The organism is Variovorax sp. MSC1_012 (genome assembly GCF_023667525.1).
GTDB classification, from domain to species: domain Bacteria; phylum Pseudomonadota; class Gammaproteobacteria; order Burkholderiales; family Burkholderiaceae_C; genus Variovorax; species Variovorax beijingensis_B.
Map to the genome: position 1 here is coordinate 4382174 of NZ_CM174443.1, position 21213 is coordinate 4403386.

The window sequence follows — 21213 nt, forward strand, 5'->3', positions numbered from 1 at the left end:
CCGCACATGCAACTCCACAGGAGCCGCCGATGAAACGTACGCAGTTCATGCTGGGCCGCGTGATGCAGGGCCTGCTGGCGATTTTGCTGATTGCCACGGTCAACTTCATGCTGGTGCGCGCCGCGCCGGGCGATCCGGTGTCGGTGCTGGCGGGCGAGGCGGGCGCGTCCGATCCGCAGTTCGTGGCGCAGCTGCGCGCGCAGTTCGGGCTCGACCAGCCGATCACGACGCAGCTTGCCACCTACGTCGGCAAGGTGGTGCGGCTCGACCTGGGCTTCTCGTACCGGCAGCAGCAGCCGGTGCTCAAGCTCATCATGGACCGGCTGCCCGCCACGCTGCTGCTCACGGGCACGGCGTTTGCGCTGTCGCTGCTGTTCGGCGTCACGCTGGGTGCCCTTGCCGCGCGGCGCGCCGGCACCTGGGTCGACAGCTCGATCACCGTGGTGGCGCTCATCTTCTATGCCACGCCGCTTTACTGGCTCGCGCTGATGGCGGTGCTGGTGTTCACGGTACAACTCGACTGGCTGCCGGGCTTCGGCTTCAGCACCGTGGGCTCCGGCGCCACCGGCCTGGCGCTGGCCTGGGACATCGCGGGCCACCTGGTGCTGCCGGCGCTGACGCTCGCGCTCTTCTACATGGCGGTGTATGCGCGCATGACGCGCGCCGCCATGCTCGAAGTCGCGCAGATGGACTTCGTGAAGACCGCGCGCGCCAAGGGCGTGAAGCCCGGGCGCATCCTGCGCGCGCACGTGCTGCGCAACGCGCTGCTGCCGGTGGTCACGCTCGCGGGCATCCAGGCCGGCGGAATGATCGGCGGCGCGGTGCTGACCGAGACCGTGTTCGCCTGGCCCGGCATCGGCCGCCTGATGTTCGACGCGCTGCTGCAGCGCGACTACAACCTGCTGCTCGGCGCCTTCCTCGTGACCGCGGCCATGGCCGTGCTGTTCAACCTCATCACCGACCTCGTCTACACGCTGGTCGATCCCCGGATCGAGCTATGACCTTGCTGCAAAGTCCATTCTGGCGGCGCTTCTGCCGCAACAAGGGCGCCGTGCTCGGCATGGCGGTGCTGGTGCTGGTGGCGGTCGTCGCCATCATCGGTCCATGGGTTGCGACCAACGATCCATGGAACATGGTCGAGCAGCCGTTCCTGCGGCCGTGGACCGAGCCCGGCTTCGCGCTCGGCACCGATACGCTGGGCCGCGACATCCTCTCGGGCGTGATCTACGGCGCGCGCATCTCGCTCCTGATCGGGCTGGTGTCAACCGTGGCGGCGCTGCTCATCGGCGTGACGCTCGGCGCCATCGCCGGCTACTTCGGCGGCTGGATCGACGCGGCGCTGATGCGCTTCACCGAGCTGTTCCAGGCCGTGCCGAGCTTCGCGCTCGCCATCGTGCTGGTGGCCATCTTCCAGCCTTCGGTCAATTCGATCGTCGTGGCCATCGCCATCGTCTCGTGGCCGCCGGTAGCACGGCTGGTGCGCAGCGAGTTCCTCACGCTGCGCCAGCGCGACTTCGTGCAGGCCGCGCTGCTCGCGGGCCAGTCGACGCCGCGCATCATCCTCACGCAGATCCTGCCCAACGCCATGTCGCCGATCATCGTGATGGCCTCGCTCATGACGGCCACGGCCATCCTGCTGGAGTCGAGCCTGAGCTTCCTCGGCCTGGGCGACCCGAACCAGATGAGCTGGGGCTACATGGTGGGCGCCGCGCGCACCGTGCTGCGCCAGGCCTGGTGGATGGCGCTGTTTCCCGGCCTGGCCATCGTGCTGACCGTGCTTGCGCTCAACCTGGTGGGCGAAGGCCTGAGCGACGGGCTCAACACGCGGCTCGACGGGAGGGGCAAATGAGCGCCACCGTCACGCCCATGAAGCCGGTGCAGCCGGTGCTCGACGTCGTCAACCTCGGCATCCGCCTGCCCAAGGGCGCGGACCGCGCGCTGGCCGTCGACGGCGCCACGCTGTCGGTGCTGCCGGGCCAGACGCTGTGCGTGGTCGGCGAATCGGGCTCGGGCAAGTCGATGATCGCCAACGCCGTGATGGGCCTGCTGCCGCGCCCGCACGTCGAGCCCGTGGCCGGGCAGATTCTGTTCGAGGGCCGCGATCTGCTGCAGCTCAGCGAGCCGCAGATGCGCGAGCTGCGCGGACGCCGCATCGGCATGGTGTTCCAGGAGCCGATGACGGCGCTCAACCCCGTGATGCGCATCGGCGAGCAGATCGGCGAAGTCTTCGACGCGCACGGCAGCGTGCCCGCGGCCGAGAAGCGGCGGCGCATCCTGGCCGCGCTGGCTGACGTGGGCCTGCCCGACCCGGAACTGCTGATCGACGCCTATCCGTTCCGCCTCTCGGGCGGCCAGCGCCAGCGCGTGATGATTGCCTGCGCACTGGTGCTCGAGCCCGTGCTGCTGATTGCCGACGAGCCGACCACCGCGCTCGACGTGACGACGCAGGCGCAGATCCTCGCGCTGATCCGCGAGCTGCAGCAGCGCCGCGGCACGGCGGTGCTGTTCATCACGCACGACTTTGGCGTGGTGTCGGAAATTGCCGACCACGTGGTGGTGATGCAGACCGGCCAGGTGGTCGAGGCGGGGCCGGTGCGCCAGGTGCTCGACGCGCCGCAGCACCCGTACACGCGCAAGCTGATCGCGGCCATTCCCACCGGCAACGCGGAGCGCGACACGCCGAGCGGCGAGATCGCGCGCGTGCTGCAGGTGCAGGACCTGTGCAAGACCTATACGTCGGGCAACGGCCTCTTCAAGCGCGGCCGCTCGGTGCAGGCCGCGAAGAACGTCAGCTTCGAACTGCGACGCGGCCAGACGCTGGGGCTGGTCGGCGAATCGGGTTCGGGCAAGTCGAGCGTGGGCCGCTGCCTGGTGGGGCTCTCGCCGTTCGACAGCGGCCGCATCCTCTTCAAGGGCCGCAGCCTGTCGCAGGGTCCGGCGTTTCGCCGCGAGGCCGCGGGCAAGATCCAGATGGTGTTCCAGGATCCGTACGCATCGCTGAATCCGCGCCACCGCGTGGGCGCGGCCATTGCGGGCGGGCCCATTGCACAGGGCGTGGGCAAGGCCGAAGCCATGGCGCGCGCGATGGAGCTGCTGATGCTCGTGGGCCTGGGCGCCGATGCGGCCGAGCGCTATCCGCACGAGTTCTCGGGCGGGCAGCGCCAGCGCATCGGCATTGCGCGTGCGCTGGCCATGCAGCCCGAACTGCTGGTGGCCGACGAGCCGGTGTCGGCGCTCGACGTGTCCGTGCAGGCGCAGGTGCTCGAACTTTTTGCGCAGGTGCGCGAGCAGTTCCAGCTCGCCATGGTCTTCATCACGCACGACCTGCGCGTGGCCGGCCAGATGTGCGACCACATCGCGGTGATGCAGCGCGGCGAGGTCGTCGAATATGGCGAGACGCACAAGGTGCTCGGCGATCCGAAGCACGCCTACACGCGCAAGCTGATCGAGGCGGTGCCGCGGCTGGTGTCCGCCGCGTCGCCGGCCGAGGCGCTGGTCGCGTGATGGCGCTGGACGACAAAGGCGGCACGCCTTGCGTGGCGATCCTGAGCGAGGTGCTGGACATGGAATACCTTGCCGCGGCCTTCCGCGAGACCCATCCCGGCATCGACCTGCGCCTGGGCGAAGAGCTCGGCGCGCTCGACCAGATCGAAGCGGCCGTCTGCTGGTTTCCGCCGCACGGCCTGCTCGCGCAGATGCCGAGGCTGCGGCTCGTGCAATCGCTGGCCGCGGGCATCGAGCACATCACGGCCGATGCGCAGCTGCCGCGCGAGGTGCCGCTGTGCCGCATCGTCGACACCGGCATGGCGGCCGGCATGAAAGCCTATGTCTGCTGGGCCGTGGTGCAGCAGCACCGTGGCATGCGCGCGTACGTTGCGAGTTCCGCGGCCCGCCGGTGGGAGGAGCAGCCGATCGTGTCGCCGCGCCACCACCGCGTCGGCATTGCGGGCCTGGGCACGCTGGGCATGGCCTGCGCCCAGGCGCTGGCCGCCATCGGCTACCCGGTGCGCGGCTGGAGCCGCAGTGCGAAAGAGGCGCTGCCGGCCGGCGTCGAAGGATTCCACGGCACGGCGCAGCTCGATGAATTCCTCTCGGGCTGCGACACGCTGGTGTGCCTGCTGCCGCTCACCGCAGAGACGCGCGGTTTTCTCGATGCCGCGCTGTTCGCCAAGCTGCCGCGCGGCGCGCACCTGGTCAACGTCGGCCGCGGCGATCACCTGGTCGAGGCCGACCTGCAGCCGGCGCTCGCCGCGGGCCAGCTCTCGGCAGCCACGCTGGATGCCTTTTCGCAGGAGCCGCTGCCGCCGGAGCATCCGTTCTGGGGCGACCCGCGCATCCTCGTCACGCCGCACATCGCCACGCGCACCGACAGCCTCGTGATCGCCCGCCAGACGCTCGACAACCTTGCGTCGCTGCGGCAAGGCCGCCGGCCCGCCAACCAGGTCGACCTGGCGCGCGGCTATTGAACTCCCACAAACCGGAACCGACTTCATGAACGCCAGCACGCATGCAGAGAACGCCGCCAACGACATCGCCGCGCATCTCCATCCCTTCACCAACCTCGCGACCCATCCGCAGCTCGGCCCGCTGGTGATCCAGCGCGGCGACGGCATCTTCGTGGAGGACGACCAGGGCCGCCGCTATCTCGAAGCGATGTCGGGCCTGTGGTGCGCCTCTCTGGGCTTCAGCAACGCACGCCTGGCCAAGGCCGGCAGCGATGCGCTGCATGGGCTGCCGTACTACCACACGTTCAACGGTCGTTCGAACCCGGCCGCGATCGCGCTGGCCGAGAAGCTGCTCGCGCTGGCGCCGGTGCCGATGTCCAAGGTGTTCTTCGCCAACTCGGGTTCGGAGGCCAACGACTCCGCGGTCAAGCTGGTCTGGTATTACCACAACGCCATCGGCAAGCCTGAAAAGAAGAAGGTCATCGCGCGCCGCAATGCCTACCACGGCGTCACCGTCGCGGCTGCAAGCCTGAGCGGCCTGGTGCCGAACCACCGCGACTTCGACCTGCCGATCGACCGCATCCTGCACGTCGACTGCCCGCACCATTTCCGCTACGCCGAGGCCGGCGAGAGCGAGCAAGACTTCGCGACGCGGCTCGCCGCTGCGCTTGAGCAGCGCATCCTCGATGAAGGCCCCGGGACGGTCGGTGCCTTCATCGCCGAACCCGTGATGGGCGCGGGCGGCGTGCTGGTGCCGCCGGCCACCTACTTCGACAAGGTCCAGAAGGTGCTCGCGAAGTACGAGGTGCTGCTGATCGCCGACGAGGTGATCTGCGGCTTCGGCCGCACCGGCCAGATGTTCGGCTCCGGCACCTTCGGCCTCAGGCCCGACATCCTGACCGCGGCCAAGGCGCTGTCCTCGGGCTACGTGCCGATTTCGGCCGTGATGGTCAACGAGAAGGTGCATGCGGCCGTGGCCGCCAACAGCGGAAAGATCGGCACCTTCGGCCACGGCTTCACCTACTCGGGCCATCCGGTGGCCTGCGCCGTTGCGCTCGAGACGCTCAAGGTCTACGAGGACGAGAACATCCTCGCGCACGTGCAGTCGCTGGCGCCGCAATTCCAGAAGGGGTTGCGCAGCCACGCCGCGCGCAAGTACGTTGGCGAAGTGCGCGGCGTGGGGTTCATCGGCGCGATCGAGCTGTATGCCGATCCCGCGAAGCGCACGCCGTTCGATCCCGCGCAGAAGGCCGGTGCCCGGCTGGCCGAACTCGCGCTGGCGCAAGGCCTCATCGTGCGCGCGATGGGCGATTCCATCGCCTTCTGCCCGCCGCTCATCATCACGGCCGGACAGATCGACGACATGTTCGCGCGCTTCGGCCGCGCCATGGCAATCTTCGAGGAAAGCTTCGCGTGAAGGCCTTCTTCACCGACGAGCAGCTGCTGCACGATCCGCAGCAGTTCATGCGGCTGGGCCGCATCTGCAAGCCGACCGACCTGCCCAGCCGCGCGCATGCGCTGCGCGACGCGCTGGCCCAGCGCGGCATTGCGCTGGCCGAGCCGCGCGACTACGGCCGCGCGCCGCTCGAAGCCGTGCACAGCGCCGACTACCTCGACTACCTGGAAACCGCCTACGCGCTGTGGCGCGAGCTCGATGTGCCCGGCGTGGAGCCCGGCATCGAGGTGCTGCCGAATCTTTCGCCGTACTACAACGGCACGCCGGGCGTGGCGCGTGCGCCCTGCCCCTCGCCTTCGCTGGTGGCGCGCACGGGCTACTACATCAGCGACCTCTCGTGCCCGCTCGGCCCGCACACCTGGCGCTCGATACTGCGCTCCGCGCACACGGCAGTGGCCGCCGCCGATGCGGTGCTGGAAAGCGGTGACGCGGCCTACGCGCTGTGCCGTCCCTCGGGCCATCATGCGCACCGCGACCGCGCGGGCGGCTTCTGCTACATCAACAACAGCGCCACTGCGGCGCAGCGCCTGTGCGAGCGGCACGGCCGCGTGGCGGTGTTCGACGTCGATGCGCACCACGGCGACGGCACGCAGAACATCTTCTATGCGCGCGATGACGTGCTGACCGTCTCGACGCATGCCGACCCTGCGGGCTACTACCCGTTCTACACGGGCTACGCGCACGAGCGCGGCGTGGGCGCGGGCGAAGGCTTCAACCTGAACCTGCCGCTCGCGCACGGCGCGGACAACGCGGCATTCCTGCAGGCGGTGGACCAGGGCGCGGCCGCGCTGCGCGAATTCGCGCCCAAGGCACTGGTGCTCGCGCTCGGCTTCGACAGCTACAAGGACGACCCCATCAGCGTGCTCAAGCTCGACCTCGACGCCTACCGCCACATCGGCGAGCGCGTCGGCGCGCTCAAGCTGCCGACGGTGATCGTGCAGGAAGGCGGCTACATGGTCGAGGCCATCGGCCCCGCGCTCGACAATTTCCTGCGGGGCTTCCAGGCCGCGCGATGAGCACTGCCGCCACGGCTCTCGCACTGCGCTCCGCGGGCTCCAGGCGCGCCGGCGTGGCGCTGTTCTTCTGCGCGCTGGTGGCCTTTGCCTCCTACGACGCGTTCTGCAAGCACATGCTGCAGTTCTACCCGGCGCCCTTCGTCAACGTGATGCGCTATGTCGCGGTGAGCGGCATTGCCTTCGCGATGCTGCTGCGCCATGGCGACCTGCGCATGTGGCGCACGCCGCACAAGCCGCTGCTGCTGCTGCGCGGGCTGATGCTCGCGACGGTGGCGACCTGCTTCATGACGGCGCTGATCTGGATGCCGCTGGCCGAGGCCACGGCCATCTATTTCACCGCGCCGCTGCTGATGGTGGCGCTGTCGCCGTGGCTGCTCGGCGAGCAGGTGCGGCGCAGCCGCTGGGTGGCGGTGATGGTCGGCTTCGGGGGCATGCTGCTGATCGTGCGCCCGGGCGCCGACCTGCCGCTGCTCGGCACGGTGCTGATGGCGGTGTCGGCCGTCTGCTATGCGATCTTTCAGCTGCTCACGCGGCGGCTCGCCGGCCTGGTCGCGGGGCCGGTGCAGTACGCCTGGACCGCGCTGGCCTGCTTCGTGGTCACGCTGCTGCCAGCCCCCTTCTTCCTGCCCGCCCATCAGCCGCCCTGGGGCGACGTGGCGCTGCTGCTCGCGGGCGGCGCCTGCAGCGCGGCCGCACAGTGGCTGCTGCTGGCCGCCTTCGAGCGCGTCGAGGCCTCCACGCTGGCACCGCTCAACTACTTCCAGCTGCTGCTGGCCGTGGCCTTCAGCACCTTCTGGTTCCGCCGGCCGCCCGACGCGATCGCGATGGCCGGCATCGCGCTGATCATGGCGGCGGGTATCTACCTGGCGCGCGCGGGGCGGGGCCTGAAGACCGCACCGGCCGCGCCGGATGCCATCCGGTGAAGAATCGCCCCTGGCGCACACCAATGACGAGACAAGCAACATGGCAATTTCCACAATTTCTCCTCCTCCTTCTGCCGACGCGGCGCTGTTCGAATCGGTCGAGTCGACCGACCTCGTCGGCCTGGTCGAGGCCCAGCTGACGCGCGCCATCGTCGAGGGCCGCCTGGCGCCCGGCAGCCGCATCGTCGAGGCCGACATCGCGCGCCGCATGGGCGTGAGCCGCGCGCCGGTGCGCGAAGCGGCGCGGCGGCTCGAGCGCCAGGGCGTGCTGGTGGCCAAGCCGCGCCACGGCTTCGCGGTGCGGACCATCAGCGTGCAGGAGATCGACGATCTGTTCGAAGTGCGGCTGAGCCTGGAGCTCACCTCCATCGAGCTGGCCTGCCGCAAGGCCGACGACGCGGGCATCGCGCGCGTGCAGGCGCTGGTCGAGGCCATGGTGCGCGAGGCCAACACGCAGCCGCAGCACCACCGCATCGCCAACGATCTGGCGCTGCACACGCTGATCTGCGAGCTGTCGGGCAACGCGCACCTGCACCGCATCTTCATGAACACGCAGACCGAGATGCAGATGATCATCGCGCTGATCGACGCGGTCTACCACGACCCCACCGCCATGGCCGAAACCCACCGCCCCATCGTCGACGCCCTGGTGCGCCGCGACCCCGAGGCCGCCAAGGCGGCGATGCGCGTGCACCTGGAAGACGCCTGGCAGCACGTGCGCGCGCTGTTCGTGAAGCAGCACGGCGCCGCGCCCCTTCCCGCCAATGCCTGAGACCGGAGAAACACGCCGATGAAAGTCGTCTACAGCGACACCCACAAGGACCACGACCCGCAGCTCTTCATGGTGCGCGGCAAGCTCAAGCGCAGCAACGAGCAGCCCGAGCGCGCATTCCGCCTGCTCGAGGCGGTGCAGCGGGAAGGCCACGAGATCGTCGCCACGCGCGACTTCGGCGCCGGCCCGCGCGCCGCCATCCACACGCCCGAGTACCTGCGCTTCCTCGAAACCGCCTACGCGCGCTGGCAGCTGCTGGACGACCCGTCGGAAGAAGTGATGCCCAACATCCATCCCTTCCCGGGCCAGCCCTGCACCTATCCCGACAGCGTGGTCGGCCAGGCCGGCTTCCACATGGGCGACAACGCCTGCTCCATCGGCGCACGCACCTGGGACGCCGCCATCGCCTCGGCGAACATGGCGACGCATGCGGCGCAGCTCGTGCTCGATGGCGAGCGCGCGGCCTATGCGCTGTGCCGCCCGCCCGGCCACCACGCCTACGCCGACCGCGCCAACGGCTTCTGCTACCTCAACAACGTGGCGATTGCCGCACAGCACCTGCGCAGCGTGCACGACCGCGTGGCCGTCCTCGACATCGACGTGCACCACGGCAACGGCACGCAGGGCATCTTCTACCGCCGCGCCGACGTGCTGACCATCTCGCTGCACGGCGATCCGCGCAACTTCACGCCCTTCTTCATCGGCCACGCGCACGAGCGCGGCGAAGGCGAAGGCCTGGGCTACAACATCAACAAGCCGCTCGCGCTGGGCACCGGCATCGACAGCTACCTGCCCGCGCTGCGCGACGCCTGCGACAGCATCCGCGCCTATGCGCCCGGCGCGCTCGTGGTGGCGCTGGGGCTCGACGCGCACGAGCGCGATCCCTACAAGGGCATGAAGATCCAGACCGCCGGCTTCGCCGTGCTGCTGGCCGAGATCGCACGCCTGGGACTGCCCACGGTGCTGGTGCAGGAAGGCGGCTACCTTTCCGACGACCTCGGTCCGAACATCGCGAGCGCGCTGCGCGGCTTCGAGAGCGCCGCATGACGGCGGTGGAATTTGCCGACGCGCAGGTGCTCAGCGAAGCCTCGCCCGCGCTCGACGACGCCTGGGTGCGCGAGTTCGCGCGCGAGCGCTACCGCATCGAAGGCGAGATGAAGCCGCTGACCGGCGAGCGCGACCGCAACTACCGGCTCGAGCGCGCCACCGACGGCGCCCGCTTCATGCTGAAGATCTCGCACCCGGCCGAGACCGCGCTGGTCGCCGACTTCCAGACCCAGGCCCTGCTGCATCTCGCGGCCACCGACCCCGGCCTGCCGGTGCAGCGCATCGTGCCGACGTGTGAGGGCGCAGCCTCTTTCGTGTGCGACCCGGGCGACGGCCTGCCGCGCGTGGTGCGCCTCTTCACCTACCTGCCGGGCCTGCCGCTGCCCGAGGCGCCGCGCACGCCGCGGCAGCAGCGGAACCTCGCGCGCATGCTGGCCCGGCTCGACCTCGCGCTCGCGGGCTTCGACCACCCGGCCGGCGATCTGCCGCTGCCCTGGGACCTGCAGCGCGCCGAGAGCGTGCGCGGCCTGCTCGCGCACATCGCGGAGCCGGAGCGCCGCGCGCTGGCCGCCGCCGCGCTCGACCGCTTCGAGCGCGATGCCAAGCCGGTGCTGCGCACGCTGCCCGCGCAGCCGATCCACAACGACTTCAACATCTACAACCTGCTGGTCGACCCGGCCGACACCGACCGCATCGCCGCGATCCTCGACTTCGGCGACATGGTGCGCGCGCCGTGCATCAACGACCTGGCCGTGGCCGCCGCCTACCAGGCCGGCACCGGCGACGACCCGCTCGCGGCCATCGTGCCGCTGGTGGCGGCCTATCACGCGGTGCGGCCGCTGTCGCCGGCCGAGGCCGGCGTGCTGTTCGACCTGATTGCGGCGCGGCTCGTGATGGTGGTAGCCATCAGCGGCTGGCGCGCCGCGCGCTACCCCGAGAACGCGCCCTACCTGCTGCGCAACAACCCGCTGTCGTGGGCGCGGCTGCAGGCCTGCGAGCGCGTCGGCAGCGCCGCGGCAACGGCCGCCTTCCGACGCGCGTTGAACCTCTGAGAGATCGCCCATGACTTCCCTCGCCCCTTCGACCCAGGCCCTCGTCGAGCGCCGCGCGCGCATGCTCGGCCCGGCCTATCGCCTGTTCTACGACACGCCGCTGCACCCGGTGCGCGGCGAAGGCGTGTGGCTGTACGACGCCGAGGGCCGGCCCCATCTCGACGCCTACAACAACGTCGCCTCGGTCGGCCACTGCCATCCGCACGTGGTCGAGGCCATCGCGCGCCAGGCCGGCGTGCTCAACACCCACACGCGCTACCTGCACGAGGGCGTGCTCGACTACGCCGAGCGGCTGCTCGCCACCATGCCGGCCGAACTCGCACACGCGATGTTCACCTGCACCGGCAGCGAGGCCAACGACCTCGCGATGCGCATCGCACGCGCGCACACCAGGGCCGAGGGGCTGATCGTCACGCGCTTCGCGTACCACGGCGTCACCGCGTCGATCGCCGAGGCCTCGCCCTCGCTCGGCAAGTTCGTGCAGCTCGGCGATGCGGTGCGCACCGTGCCCGCGCCCGACAGCTACCGCATCGCGCCCGGCGAGCTGGGCCGCGCGTTCGCGCAGGGCGTGCGCGAGGCCATCGCCGACCTCAAGGCGCAGGGCATGCGCCCGGCCGCGCTGATGGTCGACACCGTGTTCTCGAGCGATGGCATCTTCACCGACCCGCCAGGCTTCGTGGCCGAGGCGGTGGATGTGGTGCGCGAGGCCGGCGGACTCTTCATCGCCGACGAAGTGCAGCCCGGCCTCGGCCGCACCGGCGACGCGTTCTGGGGCTTCCAGCGGCACGGCGTGGTGCCCGACATCGTCACCATGGGCAAGCCGCTGGGCGCCGGCCATCCGCTGGCCGGCCTCGCGGTGCGCCCCGAGGTGCTGGCCGCCTTCGGACGAGAGTGCCGCTACTTCAACACCTTCGGCGGCAACCCGGTGTCGATGGCCGCGGGCATGGCGGTGCTCGACGTGATCGACCGCGAAGAACTGATGGCCAATGCACACCGCGTCGGCGGTTACCTGCGCGCGCAGATCGCGAAGCTCGCCGAGCGCCACAGCCTGATCGGCGACGTGCGCGGCGCGGGCCTGTTCGTGGGCGTGGAGCTCGTCACCGACCGCCGCACCCGCACGCCCGCCACCGCGGAAACCGCGCGCATCGTCAACGGCCTGCGCGAGCGGCAGGTGCTGCTGAGCGCCACCGGTGAGCACGCCAACACGCTCAAGATCCGCCCGCCGCTGGTGTTTTCCGAGGCCCATGCCGACTTGCTGGTCGAGACGCTGGGCCAGGTGCTGGCCGGCCTCTGACGCATCGCCTCCTCGCTGCCACGCATGGCGCCGCGCGCCGCCTTGCGCCAGAATTGTTCGCCCCCACGACCCTTGCCACCATGAACATCGTCGATTCCTTTGCCGCCCACGCCTCCCGCTTCGTCGATATCCGGCGCGACATCCACGCCCATCCCGAGCTCGGCTTCGAGGAGCACCGCACCTCCGAAAAGGTGGCGGGCCTGCTCGCCGAATGGGGCATCGAGGTGCACCGCGGCCTTGCCGGCACCGGCCTGGTCGGCGTGTTGCGCAAGGGCACCGGCACGCGCACCATCGGCCTGCGCGCCGACATGGACGCGCTGCCGCTGCACGAAGCCAACGAGTTCGCCCACAAGTCCACGCACGCCGGCCGCATGCACGCCTGCGGCCATGACGGCCACACCACCATGCTGCTGGCCGCCGCCTGGCACCTGTCGCAGCAGGGGCCCGATGACTTCGACGGCACCGTGCATTTCATCTTCCAGCCGGCCGAGGAGATGGGCAAGGCCGGCGCCAAGAAGATGATCCAGGACGGCCTGTTCGAGCGCTTTCCGTGCGACGCGGTCTTTGCGCTGCACAACTTCCCGGTCGGCGATGTGGGCCGCTTCGCGCTCAACGAAGGCGCGCTGATGGCCTCGAGCAACACCTACAAGATCACCGTGCGCGGGCGCGGCACGCATGCCTCGATGCCGCACACCGGCATTGACCCCGTGGCCGCGGTGGTCACGCTCGCGCAGCAGCTGCAGACCATCGTGCCGCGCACCATTCCCAGCACCGAGCGTGCCCTGCTTGCGGTCACGCAGCTGCAGGGCTCCGACGCGCCCAACGTGATTCCGGATGTAGCCACGGTCGGTGGCACCATCCGCACCTTCTCTATCGACGCCATCGACAAGATCGAGGCGCGGCTGCGCGAGGTCGCGGCGGGCGTGGCTGCGGCGCATGGCTGCACGGCCGAGGTCTTCTTCAACCGCTCCTCGCCGCCGGTGGTCAACCACCCGGCGGAGGCGCGCTTTGCCGCCGGCGTGATGCGCGAGGTGGTGGGCGACGGCATGGTCACCGACAACTTTCCTGCCGTGATGGGCGCCGAGGACTTCGCGCACATGCTGCTCGCGCGGCCCGGCTGCTATGCGTTCCTGGGCAATGGCGACGGCGACCACAGGCTCGACGGCCACGGGCCCGGCCCTTGCATCATCCACAACACGTCGTTCGACTTCAACGACGAGATCATTCCGATCGGCGCCAGCTACTTCGTGAAGCTGGTGCAGCGCTGGCTGCCTTCGGGCGGCTGAATCTTTTTCTGTTGACGATGATGAAAGTGGCCACTTCGATGACCTCCTCCCTGTTCACCCGGCGTTCGCTGGCTGCCCTTGCAGCCGCCACGGCGCTCGGCGCGTTCGCGCCCGTGCACGCGCAGCAGCCGCGCGTGATCCACATCGTCGTGCCCTTCGGCACCGGCGCGGTGCAGGACACCGTGGCGCGCGCCTTCAATGCCGAACTGGGCGCGGCGCTCAACGCCAGCGCCATCGTCGAGAACCGCGCGGGCGCGGGCGGCACGGTGGGCGCGGCCGTCGTGGCCAAGGCGCCGCCGGACGGCAACACGCTGGTGCTCGCGGCCGCGAGCCACAACATCGCGGGCTTCCTGTACAGCAAGCTGCCCTACGACCCGCTGAAGGATTTCGTGGGCGTGGCCAACATCGGCAACGCGGGCTATGTGCTGGCAGTGGCGAGCGGGCTCAACGTGTCGAGCACGGCCGATTTCATCAAGGAGGTCAAGGCCAACCCGGGCAAGTACAACTACGCCTCGGCCGGCAACGGCAGCGCCACGCACCTCGCGATGGCATCGTTCCTTGCCAAGGCCGGGCTGCAGATGACGCACATTCCGACCAAGTCCACGGGCGAGGCCGTCAACGAGGTGCTCGCGGGCCGCGTGCAGGCCGTGATCTCGTCGAGCATCGGCGTGATGGGCTTCCAGGCCGATCCGCGCATGAAGCTGCTCGCGTCCACCGGCCAGGCGCGCAGCCCGTTCCTGCCCAGCCTGCCGACGGTGGCCGAGAGCGGCCTGCCGGGCTACGCCTTCGATTCATGGATCGGCCTGCTCGCGCCGGCCGGCACGCCCAAGGCCGAGGTCGAGCGCCTCAATGCGGCCACCAACAAGGTGCTGTCCGATCCGGCGATCCAGGAGCGATTCAAGCGCCTGGGCGTGGAGCCGCGCACGCAAAGCGCCGAGGAGTTCCAGAAGCTGCTGCGCGCGGACTGGGATGCGATGGGGGCGGTGGTGAAGGCTTCGGGGGCGAAGATCGACTGAACTTGTGCCGTTGTACTCGGCGCTCTTGTTCGGGGCGCGTGCACAGGCCACCGGGTACTCCCCTCCGCGAATGTCCCCCGGCCTTCGGCCTCCTCCTTGATTTCGCTGCGGGGAGCACCCGATGCCCTGTGCACAGGGCACGCTGTCGGTTCGCGGCTGATCAACCAGTGCTCTGAACACGATCACGTCGATGGGGTGCCTTGCGCAGCGAAATCAAGGGGGAGGCCGAAGGCCGGAGGACATTCGCTTCGCCGCGTACCCCGTCGGCGGGAGCGCGCCCTGAACGGCAGACACCTGCCCTCCACGGATATCACACAAAAACCCCGCCCGAAAGAGCGCATGCCCCATGCATATCTTGACGATATATCCTTAATATATTTAAAGTAGGACCCTTCCCCACCGCACATCCAGGAGCGCTCACGTGACCAACCCCCGCTGGCAAGGCATCTTCCCCGCCATCACCACCAAGTTCCACGCCGACGAAAGCATCGATGCCGAAGGCACCGCGCGGCATATCGACTTCCAGATCCGCAACGGCATCCACGGCCTCGTCACCTGCGGCTCGCTCGGCGAGGCCAGCACGCTCACGCTCGAAGAAAAGCTGCAGGTCGCGAAGATCGCGCTCGAAGCCGCCGACGGCCGCATCCCGGTGCTGGCCAATGTGTCAGAAACCAGCACGCGCGAGGCGCTGCGCTATGTGGACGGCGCCAACAAGCTCGGCGTGGCCGGCTTCATGGTGATGCCCTCGGTGATCTACGTGGCCGACGCCCGCGAGGCCATGCTCAATGTGCGCACCATCGCCAATGCGGCGCAGAAACCCATCATGGTCTACAACAACCCGGTGGCCTACCGGGTGGACCTGAAGCCCGAGCACATGCTGGAGCTCGCGGACTGCGAATGGATCGCGGCCATCAAGGAAAGCTCGGACGACATCCGCCGCATCACGGACCTGCGCAACACGGTGGGCGATCGCTACCAGCTGTTCCTGGGCGTGGACGACCTGGCCTACGAAGGCCTGGCGCTGGGCTGCGACGGCCTGCTCGCCGGGGTAGGCTGCGCATTCCCGCGCGAGACAGTGGCACTGTACGACCTGATGAAGGCGGGCAAGTTCGTCGAGGCGCTGAAGCTCTACCAGTGGATGACGCCGATGCTGCACTTGGACGTGTCGACCAAGCTGGTGCAGAACCTCAAGCTGATCGACGTGCTGGTGGGCGTGGGCAGCGAGCACATGCGACGCCCGCGGCTGCCGCTGATCGGCCAGGAGCGCGCGGCCATCGAGGCCATCGTGAAGAAGGCGCTGGCCACGCGGCCGGTGCAGTACCAGTCGGTTATGTAATAACCGCTCTTTTCATTGTTCCAACCCAGGAAGAAGCATGAAGACAAAAGCAAGCATGGTTCCACTTCTCGGCGTCGTCGGCCTCGTGGCATTTGCCATCGCTGGCCTGGCGAACGCGCAGGAGCAGGTCGTCAAGATCGGCCACAGCGGGCCGCTCTCGGGTCCCAATGCCTTCGCGGGCAAGGACAATGAAAACGGCGTGCGCCTGGCCATCGAGGAGCTCAATGCGAAGAAGCTCACGGCCAGCGGCAAGACGCTGAAGTTCGAGCTGGTGTCCGAAGACGACCAGTGCGACGCCAAGACCGGCGTGAGCGTGGCGCAGAAGTTCGTGGACGACGGCGTCAAGTACGTCATGGGCCCGTACTGCTCGGGCGTGGCCATTCCGGCCTCGCGCATCTATGCCGACGGCGGCACCATGGTCTCCACCGTGGGCACCAACCCGAAGGTCACGCAGGGCGGCTACAAGAACCTCTACCGCATCATCGCGAGCGACAACCAGATCGGCTCCAGCATGGCCGTGTATGCGGCCAAGGAGCTGAAGGTGAAGAAGGTCGGCGTGATCGACGACCGCACCGCCTTCGGCCAGGGCCTGGCGGAAGAGTTCACCAAGGAAGCGAAGAAGCAGGGCCTCACGGTGGTCGGCCAGGAGTTCACCACCGACAAGGCCGTGGACTTCACCGCCATCCTCACCAACTTGAAGGCCAAGGCGCCCGAGGCCATCTTCTTCGGCGGCTATGCGCCGCAGGCCGCCCCCATGGCGCGCCAGATGAAGCAGCTCGCGGTGCCCGGCAAGCTGCTGGGCGGCGACACCGTCTGCAGCCCCGCCACCGGCAAGATCGGCGGCGACGCGGTCAACGACCTGGTGTTCTGCGCGCAGGGCGGCTCCATGCTCGAGAAGGCGCAGACCGGTCCGGCCTTCAAGGAGAAATTCAAGAAGCGCTTCAATGCGGACCCCGATGCGTATGCCGCCTCCTACTACGACCAGGTGCTCTTCATCGGCGAGTCGATGAAGAAGGCCAACTCGATCGACCCCGACAAGGTGGGCGCACAGCTCTACAAGGACACCTACAAGGGCGTGGCCGCCACCTACAGCTACGACGACAAGGGCAACATGAAGCAGGCGCCGATCACCGTCTTCACCTTCAAGAACGCGGCCCCGGTGCCCATCGCCAGCTACTGAACGGACGAGGCCGCATGCAGCGCATCCAGATCATCGATTCGCACACGGGCGGCGAGCCCACGCGCCTGGTCATCGGCGGGTTTCCCGATCTGGGCGGCGGCTCCATGGCCGAGCGCCGCGCGCTGCTGGCCGACCGGCACGACAAATGGCGCGCGGCCACCGTGCTCGAGCCGCGGGGCAGCGACGTGGTGGTGGGCGCGCTGCTGTGCGAGCCGGTGTCGAAAGACGCCGCGGCCGGCGTGATCTTCTTCAACAACACCGGCTACCTGGGCATGTGCGGCCACGGCACCATCGGCCTGGTCGCGAGCCTCGCGCACATGGGGCGCATCGGCGCCGGCGAGCACCGGATCGAAACGCCCGTGGGCACGGTCACGGCCACGCTGCATGCCGATGGTTCGGTCAGCGTGCGCAACGTGCCCGCGTACCGGCATCTGCACCAGGCGGCGGTGGAACTGCCCGGCCATGGCAGGGTGCACGGCGACGTGGCCTGGGGCGGCAACTGGTTCTTCCTCGTGAGCGAGCACGGCCAGCGCGTGGCCAGCGACAACCTCGACGCGCTGACCGGCTACACCGCGGCCCTGCGCCGCGCGCTCGCGGCGCAGGGCATCACGGGCGCCGACGGCGCGGAGATCGACCACATCGAACTCTTTGCCGACGACAGCGAAGGCGCCGACAGCCGCAACTTCGTGCTGTGCCCCGGCAATGCCTACGACCGCTCGCCCTGCGGCACCGGCACCAGCGCCAAGATCGCCTGCCTCGCGGCCGACGGCAAGCTCGCGCCAGGCAAAGTGTGGACGCAGGCCAGCGTGATCGGCAGCCGCTTCGAGGCCAGCTACGCGTTGGAAGACGGCGGCAAGGTCATTCCGACGCTGCGCGGCCGCGCCCACATCAGCGCCGAAGCCACGCTGCTGATCGACGACAACGACCCCTTCGGCTGGGGTATCCGGCTCTGACTCCGCGCGGCATGGATGCGGATGCCATCGTCATCGGCGCCGGCATCGTCGGTGCCGCGTGCGCACACGCGCTCGCGCAGGCCGGCCGCAATGTGCTGGTGCTCGATGCGCGCATCGGCGGCGCCACCGGCGCGGGCATGGGCCACCTCGTGGTGATGGACGACAACCCGGCCGAACTCGCGTTGAGCCGCCATTCGATTGCCCAGTGGCGCGCCCTGGTGCCCCGCATGGGCGAGGACTGCGCGTACGGCGCCTGCGGCACGCTCTGGATCGCCGCCAACGAAGAAGAGATGGCCGAGGCCGAGCGCAAGCAGCAGCGGCTGCATGCACACGGCATCGACAGCCGCCTGCTCGATGCGCCCGCGCTCGTACGCGCCGAGCCGGCGCTGCGCCAAGGCCTCGCAGGCGCGCTCGAAGTGCCCGGCGACGGCATCCTCTATGCGCCGAACGCGGCGCGCTGGCTGCTCGCGCAGGGCGGCGCTTCGATCCGCGTCGAGCATGCGAAGGTCGATGCGATCGAAGACGACGGCACGCTGCAGCTCGCGGACGGCAGCTGCCGCAGCGCGCCGCAGGTCGTGCTGGCCAACGGCATCGAAGCCACGGCGCTGTGCCCCGAACTCCCGATCCGCCCCAAGAAGGGCCACCTGCTGATCACCGACCGCTACCCGGGCACGGTGCACCACCAGCTCGTCGAACTCGGCTATGTGACGAGCGCACACCACAGCGACGGCGATTCGGTCGCCTTCAACGTGCAGCCGCGGCCCACGGGCCAACTGCTGATCGGCTCCTCGCGCCAGTTCGACACCACCGATCTGGCCGTCGAAGCGCCGATGCTCGCGCGCATGCTGCAGCGCGCGATCGGCTATCTGCCGGGGCTTGCGGAACTCAACGCGGTCCGCTCATGGACCGGCCTGCGCGCCGCGACGCCCGACGGGCTGCCGCTGCTGGGCAAGCATCCCTGGCGCGAGAAGCTCTGGCTCGCGGTCGGCCACGAAGGTCTGGGCGTGACCACTGCGCCAGGCAGCGCGCTCCTGCTCGCGGCGCTGATGACCGGCGCGGCGCCCGGGTTCGATGCGGCGCCCTATGCGCCGCGCGGCTTGCTGGAGAAGCGCGCATGAGCGGTGAGACCTTGCTGCATATCGACGGCCAACCCGTCCGCGTGAAGGCGGGCAGCTCGGTCGCCGCCGCATTGCGCGTGGCCGGCGGCGTGGGCGTGGCGCGCCGCTCCGTTACGGGCCAGCCGCGCGCGCCTTTCTGCGGCATGGGCGTATGCCAGGAATGCCGCGTGCGGATCGACGGCCGGCAAAGGCTCGCCTGCCAGGCGGTCTGCGCCGAAGGCATGCGCGTGGAGACCTTGGCATGACCGCCATGGCGCTGGAGCACTGCGACTTGCTGATCGTCGGCGCGGGCCCTGCCGGCATGGCCGCGGCGGTGGCCGCTGCACCGAGCGGCGCATCGATCGCCGTGATCGACGACAACCCCGCGCCCGGCGGGCAGATCTGGCGCGACGGTCCCGGCGCATCGCTGCCCGCGGCTGCGCGCAAGTGGCGCGATGCGCTCGAAGGCCATGCCAACATCCGCGTGTGCAGCGGCACGCGCGTCGTTGCGGCGCCTGCGCGCAACGAACTGCTGCTCGAAGATGCCGAGCGCGGCTGGCACATGCGGTGGAGCAAGCTGATCCTCTGCACCGGCGCGCGCGAGCTGCTGCTGCCTTTCCCTGGCTGGACGCTGCCCGGCGTCACGGGCGCGGGTGGACTGCAGGCGCTCATCAAGGCGGGGCTGCTGGTGGAGGGCGAGCGCATCGTGATCGCGGGCAGCGGGCCCTTGCTGCTCGCCGCTGCGGCCACGGCGCGCGCGGCGGGCGCAAAGGTCGTGCGGATCGCCGAGCAGGCTTCGTTCGCGGCGGTCGCGGGCTTCGCCGCCAGCCTGCTGAGATGGCCGGGCAAGGCAGTGCAGGCGGTGGCGCTGGCCGATCCGCAGTACCGCACTTCGTCGCGCATCGTCTCGGCACACGGCGGCGCGCAGGTCGCGTCGGTTCGGCTCCTGCAGGGCGAGCGCGAGGTGGAGCTCGCCTGCGACCGCATCGCCTGCGGCTTCGGCCTCACACCCAACATACAGCTCGGCCGGATGCTGGGCTGCGCGCTCACGCCTGCCGACGCCGGCGCACAGGCGCTGGCTGTCGATGCGCTGCAAGCCACCAGCCTGCCCGGCATCTACGCAGCCGGCGAATGCACCGGCTTCGGCGGCAGCGAGCGCGCGCTGGCCCAGGGCACCATCGCCGGCCATGCGGCCGTCGGCAACGAGCGCGCCGCAAAGCCGCACGAAGCCGGGCGCGCCCGCTGGAATGCCTTTGCTGCGCAGCTGCACCGCAGCTTCGCGCTCGGCGCCGCCATCAGGCAGATGCCGCAGCCTGACACCCTCGTGTGCCGCTGCGAAGACGTACCCTTCTCCGCGTTGGTGGATTGCAGCGGCTGGACCGACGCCAAGCTCCATCGCCGCTGCGGCATGGGTGCCTGCCAGGGCCGCGTGTGCGGCGATGCGGCGCAGTTCCTCTTCGGCTGGACGCCGCCCGCGCCGCGTCCGCCGCTCTCGCCGGCGCGCATTGCAACGCTGGCCGGCCTCGCGGGCCATGAGGATGTGGACCGACAATGAGCCCGAAGCAGCTGCAGCAAAAGAAAACAATGCCCGCCACGAAGACCGTGCCCCGCCCCCAGCCCAAGCGACGGGCCGCCGACCTCGCCTACGACGCGATCGAGACGCTGCTGTCCACGCTGCAGCTGGAGCCCGGCAGCCAGATCGTCGAGGCCGACCTCGCCGAGCGCACCGGCCTGGGCCGCACGCCGGTGCGCGAGGCGCTGATGCGCATGGTGTCCATCGGCCTCATCGTGCAGCAGCCGCGTCGCGGCCTGCTGGTGTCGACCATCGACCTGGCCGACCACCTCGACGTGATCCAGACCCGGCGTGTGCTCGAGCGGCTGATTGCGGCCTGTTCGGCGCGCCGCGCCACCGCGCTGCAGCGCAAGGAGATCGTGCGCTGCGCCGAGCTGATGGTGAAGGCCGCCCATCGCGGCGACCTGAACGACTACATGCAGGCCGACCGCGCGCTCGACCTCGTCAACCACCAGGCGAGCCACAACGACTCGGCGGTGAAGGCCGTGATCCCGCTCATCGTGCAGTGCCGGCGCTTCTGGTACGCCTACCAGCATGAAGGCGAGATCGTCGAAGGCGCCAATGCGCACCTCGAACTCGCGCAGGGCATCGCGACCGGCGACGAGGCGGCGGCCGTTGCCGGCGCCAACCGCCTGATGGATTACCTCGAACTGTTCGCCCGCAAGGTGATCGACAACTGAGGCCCGGGCTGCCGCGAGCGCATCCGCCAAGCGGCAAGCCCGGGGAATTCCGCGTGCCGCGGCCGGGCCATCGGCGCATACTGGCCC

General features: G+C 69.7%; 20 protein-coding genes. All 20 read left to right on the plus strand.

All coding sequences use genetic code 11. The features are described from left to right. Positions 1-29 precede the first annotated feature (29 nt). The 20 genes from L1081_RS20525 to L1081_RS20620 all read left to right on the plus strand — a co-directional run bounded on the left by L1081_RS20525 (position 30) and on the right by L1081_RS20620 (position 21126). Positions 30-1001: an ABC transporter permease subunit gene (locus tag L1081_RS20525; RefSeq protein ID WP_489413829.1), complete on the plus strand. Its 972-nt coding sequence runs from the start codon at positions 30-32 to the stop codon at positions 999-1001. Then, positions 998-1849: an ABC transporter permease subunit gene (locus L1081_RS20530; protein WP_489413830.1), complete on the plus strand. Its 852-nt coding sequence runs from the start codon at positions 998-1000 to the stop codon at positions 1847-1849. The genes L1081_RS20525 and L1081_RS20530 overlap by 4 nt, the downstream gene beginning before the upstream one ends. After that, entirely contained in the window at positions 1846-3504 is a 1659-nt protein-coding gene (locus tag L1081_RS20535; protein WP_489413831.1) for a dipeptide ABC transporter ATP-binding protein, read from the plus strand. Before L1081_RS20530 ends, L1081_RS20535 begins: the two co-directional genes overlap by 4 nt. Further along, positions 3504-4466: an NAD(P)-dependent oxidoreductase gene (locus L1081_RS20540; RefSeq protein ID WP_489413832.1), complete on the plus strand. Its 963-nt coding sequence runs from the start codon at positions 3504-3506 to the stop codon at positions 4464-4466. The genes L1081_RS20535 and L1081_RS20540 overlap by 1 nt, the downstream gene beginning before the upstream one ends. A gap of 25 nt (positions 4467-4491) precedes the next feature. Then, entirely contained in the window at positions 4492-5862 is a 1371-nt protein-coding gene (locus tag L1081_RS20545; protein ID WP_489413833.1) for an aminotransferase, read from the plus strand. Then, on the plus strand, positions 5859-6917 hold the full coding sequence (locus L1081_RS20550; RefSeq protein ID WP_489413834.1) for a histone deacetylase family protein: 1059 nt from the start codon (positions 5859-5861) through the stop codon (positions 6915-6917). The genes L1081_RS20545 and L1081_RS20550 overlap by 4 nt, the downstream gene beginning before the upstream one ends. Beyond that, the gene (locus L1081_RS20555; RefSeq protein WP_489413835.1) at positions 6914-7840 is read left to right on the plus strand and encodes an EamA family transporter; all 927 of its coding nucleotides are present in this window, start codon (positions 6914-6916) and stop codon (positions 7838-7840) included. Before L1081_RS20550 ends, L1081_RS20555 begins: the two co-directional genes overlap by 4 nt. After that, on the plus strand, positions 7827-8612 hold the full coding sequence (locus L1081_RS20560; RefSeq protein WP_337309716.1) for a GntR family transcriptional regulator: 786 nt from the start codon (positions 7827-7829) through the stop codon (positions 8610-8612). Before L1081_RS20555 ends, L1081_RS20560 begins: the two co-directional genes overlap by 14 nt. Before the next feature lie 18 nt (positions 8613-8630). Beyond that, entirely contained in the window at positions 8631-9659 is a 1029-nt protein-coding gene (locus L1081_RS20565) for a histone deacetylase family protein (RefSeq protein WP_489413836.1), read from the plus strand. Beyond that, positions 9656-10711: a phosphotransferase gene (locus L1081_RS20570; RefSeq protein ID WP_489413837.1), complete on the plus strand. Its 1056-nt coding sequence runs from the start codon at positions 9656-9658 to the stop codon at positions 10709-10711. Before L1081_RS20565 ends, L1081_RS20570 begins: the two co-directional genes overlap by 4 nt. 10 nt (positions 10712-10721) lie before the next feature. Further along, positions 10722-12005 carry an aminotransferase class III-fold pyridoxal phosphate-dependent enzyme gene (locus tag L1081_RS20575; RefSeq protein ID WP_489413838.1) on the plus strand — a complete coding sequence of 428 codons (1284 nt, stop codon included), beginning with the start codon at positions 10722-10724 and terminating at the stop codon, positions 12003-12005. 80 nt (positions 12006-12085) lie between these two features. Further along, positions 12086-13291: an amidohydrolase gene (locus tag L1081_RS20580; RefSeq protein WP_489413839.1), complete on the plus strand. Its 1206-nt coding sequence runs from the start codon at positions 12086-12088 to the stop codon at positions 13289-13291. A gap of 38 nt (positions 13292-13329) precedes the next feature. Continuing rightward, complete coding sequence (locus L1081_RS20585; protein WP_489413840.1) at positions 13330-14307, plus strand: tripartite tricarboxylate transporter substrate-binding protein; 978 nt, start codon at positions 13330-13332, stop codon at positions 14305-14307. A gap of 421 nt (positions 14308-14728) precedes the next feature. Continuing rightward, positions 14729-15643: a dihydrodipicolinate synthase family protein gene (locus L1081_RS20590; protein WP_489413841.1), complete on the plus strand. Its 915-nt coding sequence runs from the start codon at positions 14729-14731 to the stop codon at positions 15641-15643. A 37-nt stretch (positions 15644-15680) separates the two neighbouring features. Next, positions 15681-16823, plus strand: a complete 1143-nt coding sequence (locus L1081_RS20595) for an ABC transporter substrate-binding protein (RefSeq protein WP_489413842.1) — start codon at positions 15681-15683, stop codon at positions 16821-16823. A 14-nt stretch (positions 16824-16837) separates the two neighbouring features. Next, positions 16838-17776: a 4-hydroxyproline epimerase gene (locus L1081_RS20600; protein WP_489413843.1), complete on the plus strand. Its 939-nt coding sequence runs from the start codon at positions 16838-16840 to the stop codon at positions 17774-17776. An 11-nt stretch (positions 17777-17787) separates the two neighbouring features. Beyond that, on the plus strand, positions 17788-18894 hold the full coding sequence (locus L1081_RS20605) for an FAD-dependent oxidoreductase (RefSeq protein WP_489413844.1): 1107 nt from the start codon (positions 17788-17790) through the stop codon (positions 18892-18894). Beyond that, positions 18891-19139, plus strand: a complete 249-nt coding sequence (locus L1081_RS20610) for a 2Fe-2S iron-sulfur cluster-binding protein (protein WP_489413845.1) — start codon at positions 18891-18893, stop codon at positions 19137-19139. The genes L1081_RS20605 and L1081_RS20610 overlap by 4 nt, the downstream gene beginning before the upstream one ends. Next, positions 19136-20428, plus strand: a complete 1293-nt coding sequence (locus L1081_RS20615; RefSeq protein ID WP_489413846.1) for an FAD-dependent oxidoreductase — start codon at positions 19136-19138, stop codon at positions 20426-20428. Before L1081_RS20610 ends, L1081_RS20615 begins: the two co-directional genes overlap by 4 nt. A 29-nt stretch (positions 20429-20457) precedes the next feature. Then, on the plus strand, positions 20458-21126 hold the full coding sequence (locus L1081_RS20620; RefSeq protein ID WP_489413847.1) for an FCD domain-containing protein: 669 nt from the start codon (positions 20458-20460) through the stop codon (positions 21124-21126). The last annotated feature ends 87 nt before the right edge of the window (positions 21127-21213 follow it).

What these genes read in the sequence shown, in the direction of transcription:
- L1081_RS20525 (WP_489413829.1), top strand. Translation starts at nt 30, where the DNA reads ATGAAACGTACGCAGTTCATGCTGGGCCGCGTGATGCAGGGCCTGCTG.
- L1081_RS20530 (WP_489413830.1), top strand. Translation starts at nt 998, where the DNA reads ATGACCTTGCTGCAAAGTCCATTCTGGCGGCGCTTCTGCCGCAACAAG.
- L1081_RS20535 (WP_489413831.1), top strand. Translation starts at nt 1,846, where the DNA reads ATGAGCGCCACCGTCACGCCCATGAAGCCGGTGCAGCCGGTGCTCGAC.
- L1081_RS20540 (WP_489413832.1), top strand. Translation starts at nt 3,504, where the DNA reads ATGGCGCTGGACGACAAAGGCGGCACGCCTTGCGTGGCGATCCTGAGC.
- L1081_RS20545 (WP_489413833.1), top strand. Translation starts at nt 4,492, where the DNA reads ATGAACGCCAGCACGCATGCAGAGAACGCCGCCAACGACATCGCCGCG.
- L1081_RS20555 (WP_489413835.1), top strand. Translation starts at nt 6,914, where the DNA reads ATGAGCACTGCCGCCACGGCTCTCGCACTGCGCTCCGCGGGCTCCAGG.
- L1081_RS20560 (WP_337309716.1), top strand. Translation starts at nt 7,827, where the DNA reads ATGCCATCCGGTGAAGAATCGCCCCTGGCGCACACCAATGACGAGACA.
- L1081_RS20565 (WP_489413836.1), top strand. Translation starts at nt 8,631, where the DNA reads ATGAAAGTCGTCTACAGCGACACCCACAAGGACCACGACCCGCAGCTC.
- L1081_RS20570 (WP_489413837.1), top strand. Translation starts at nt 9,656, where the DNA reads ATGACGGCGGTGGAATTTGCCGACGCGCAGGTGCTCAGCGAAGCCTCG.
- L1081_RS20575 (WP_489413838.1), top strand. Translation starts at nt 10,722, where the DNA reads ATGACTTCCCTCGCCCCTTCGACCCAGGCCCTCGTCGAGCGCCGCGCG.
- L1081_RS20580 (WP_489413839.1), top strand. Translation starts at nt 12,086, where the DNA reads ATGAACATCGTCGATTCCTTTGCCGCCCACGCCTCCCGCTTCGTCGAT.
- L1081_RS20585 (WP_489413840.1), top strand. Translation starts at nt 13,330, where the DNA reads ATGACCTCCTCCCTGTTCACCCGGCGTTCGCTGGCTGCCCTTGCAGCC.
- L1081_RS20595 (WP_489413842.1), top strand. Translation starts at nt 15,681, where the DNA reads ATGAAGACAAAAGCAAGCATGGTTCCACTTCTCGGCGTCGTCGGCCTC.
- L1081_RS20600 (WP_489413843.1), top strand. Translation starts at nt 16,838, where the DNA reads ATGCAGCGCATCCAGATCATCGATTCGCACACGGGCGGCGAGCCCACG.
- L1081_RS20605 (WP_489413844.1), top strand. Translation starts at nt 17,788, where the DNA reads ATGGATGCGGATGCCATCGTCATCGGCGCCGGCATCGTCGGTGCCGCG.
- L1081_RS20610 (WP_489413845.1), top strand. Translation starts at nt 18,891, where the DNA reads ATGAGCGGTGAGACCTTGCTGCATATCGACGGCCAACCCGTCCGCGTG.
- L1081_RS20615 (WP_489413846.1), top strand. Translation starts at nt 19,136, where the DNA reads ATGACCGCCATGGCGCTGGAGCACTGCGACTTGCTGATCGTCGGCGCG.
- L1081_RS20620 (WP_489413847.1), top strand. Translation starts at nt 20,458, where the DNA reads ATGCCCGCCACGAAGACCGTGCCCCGCCCCCAGCCCAAGCGACGGGCC.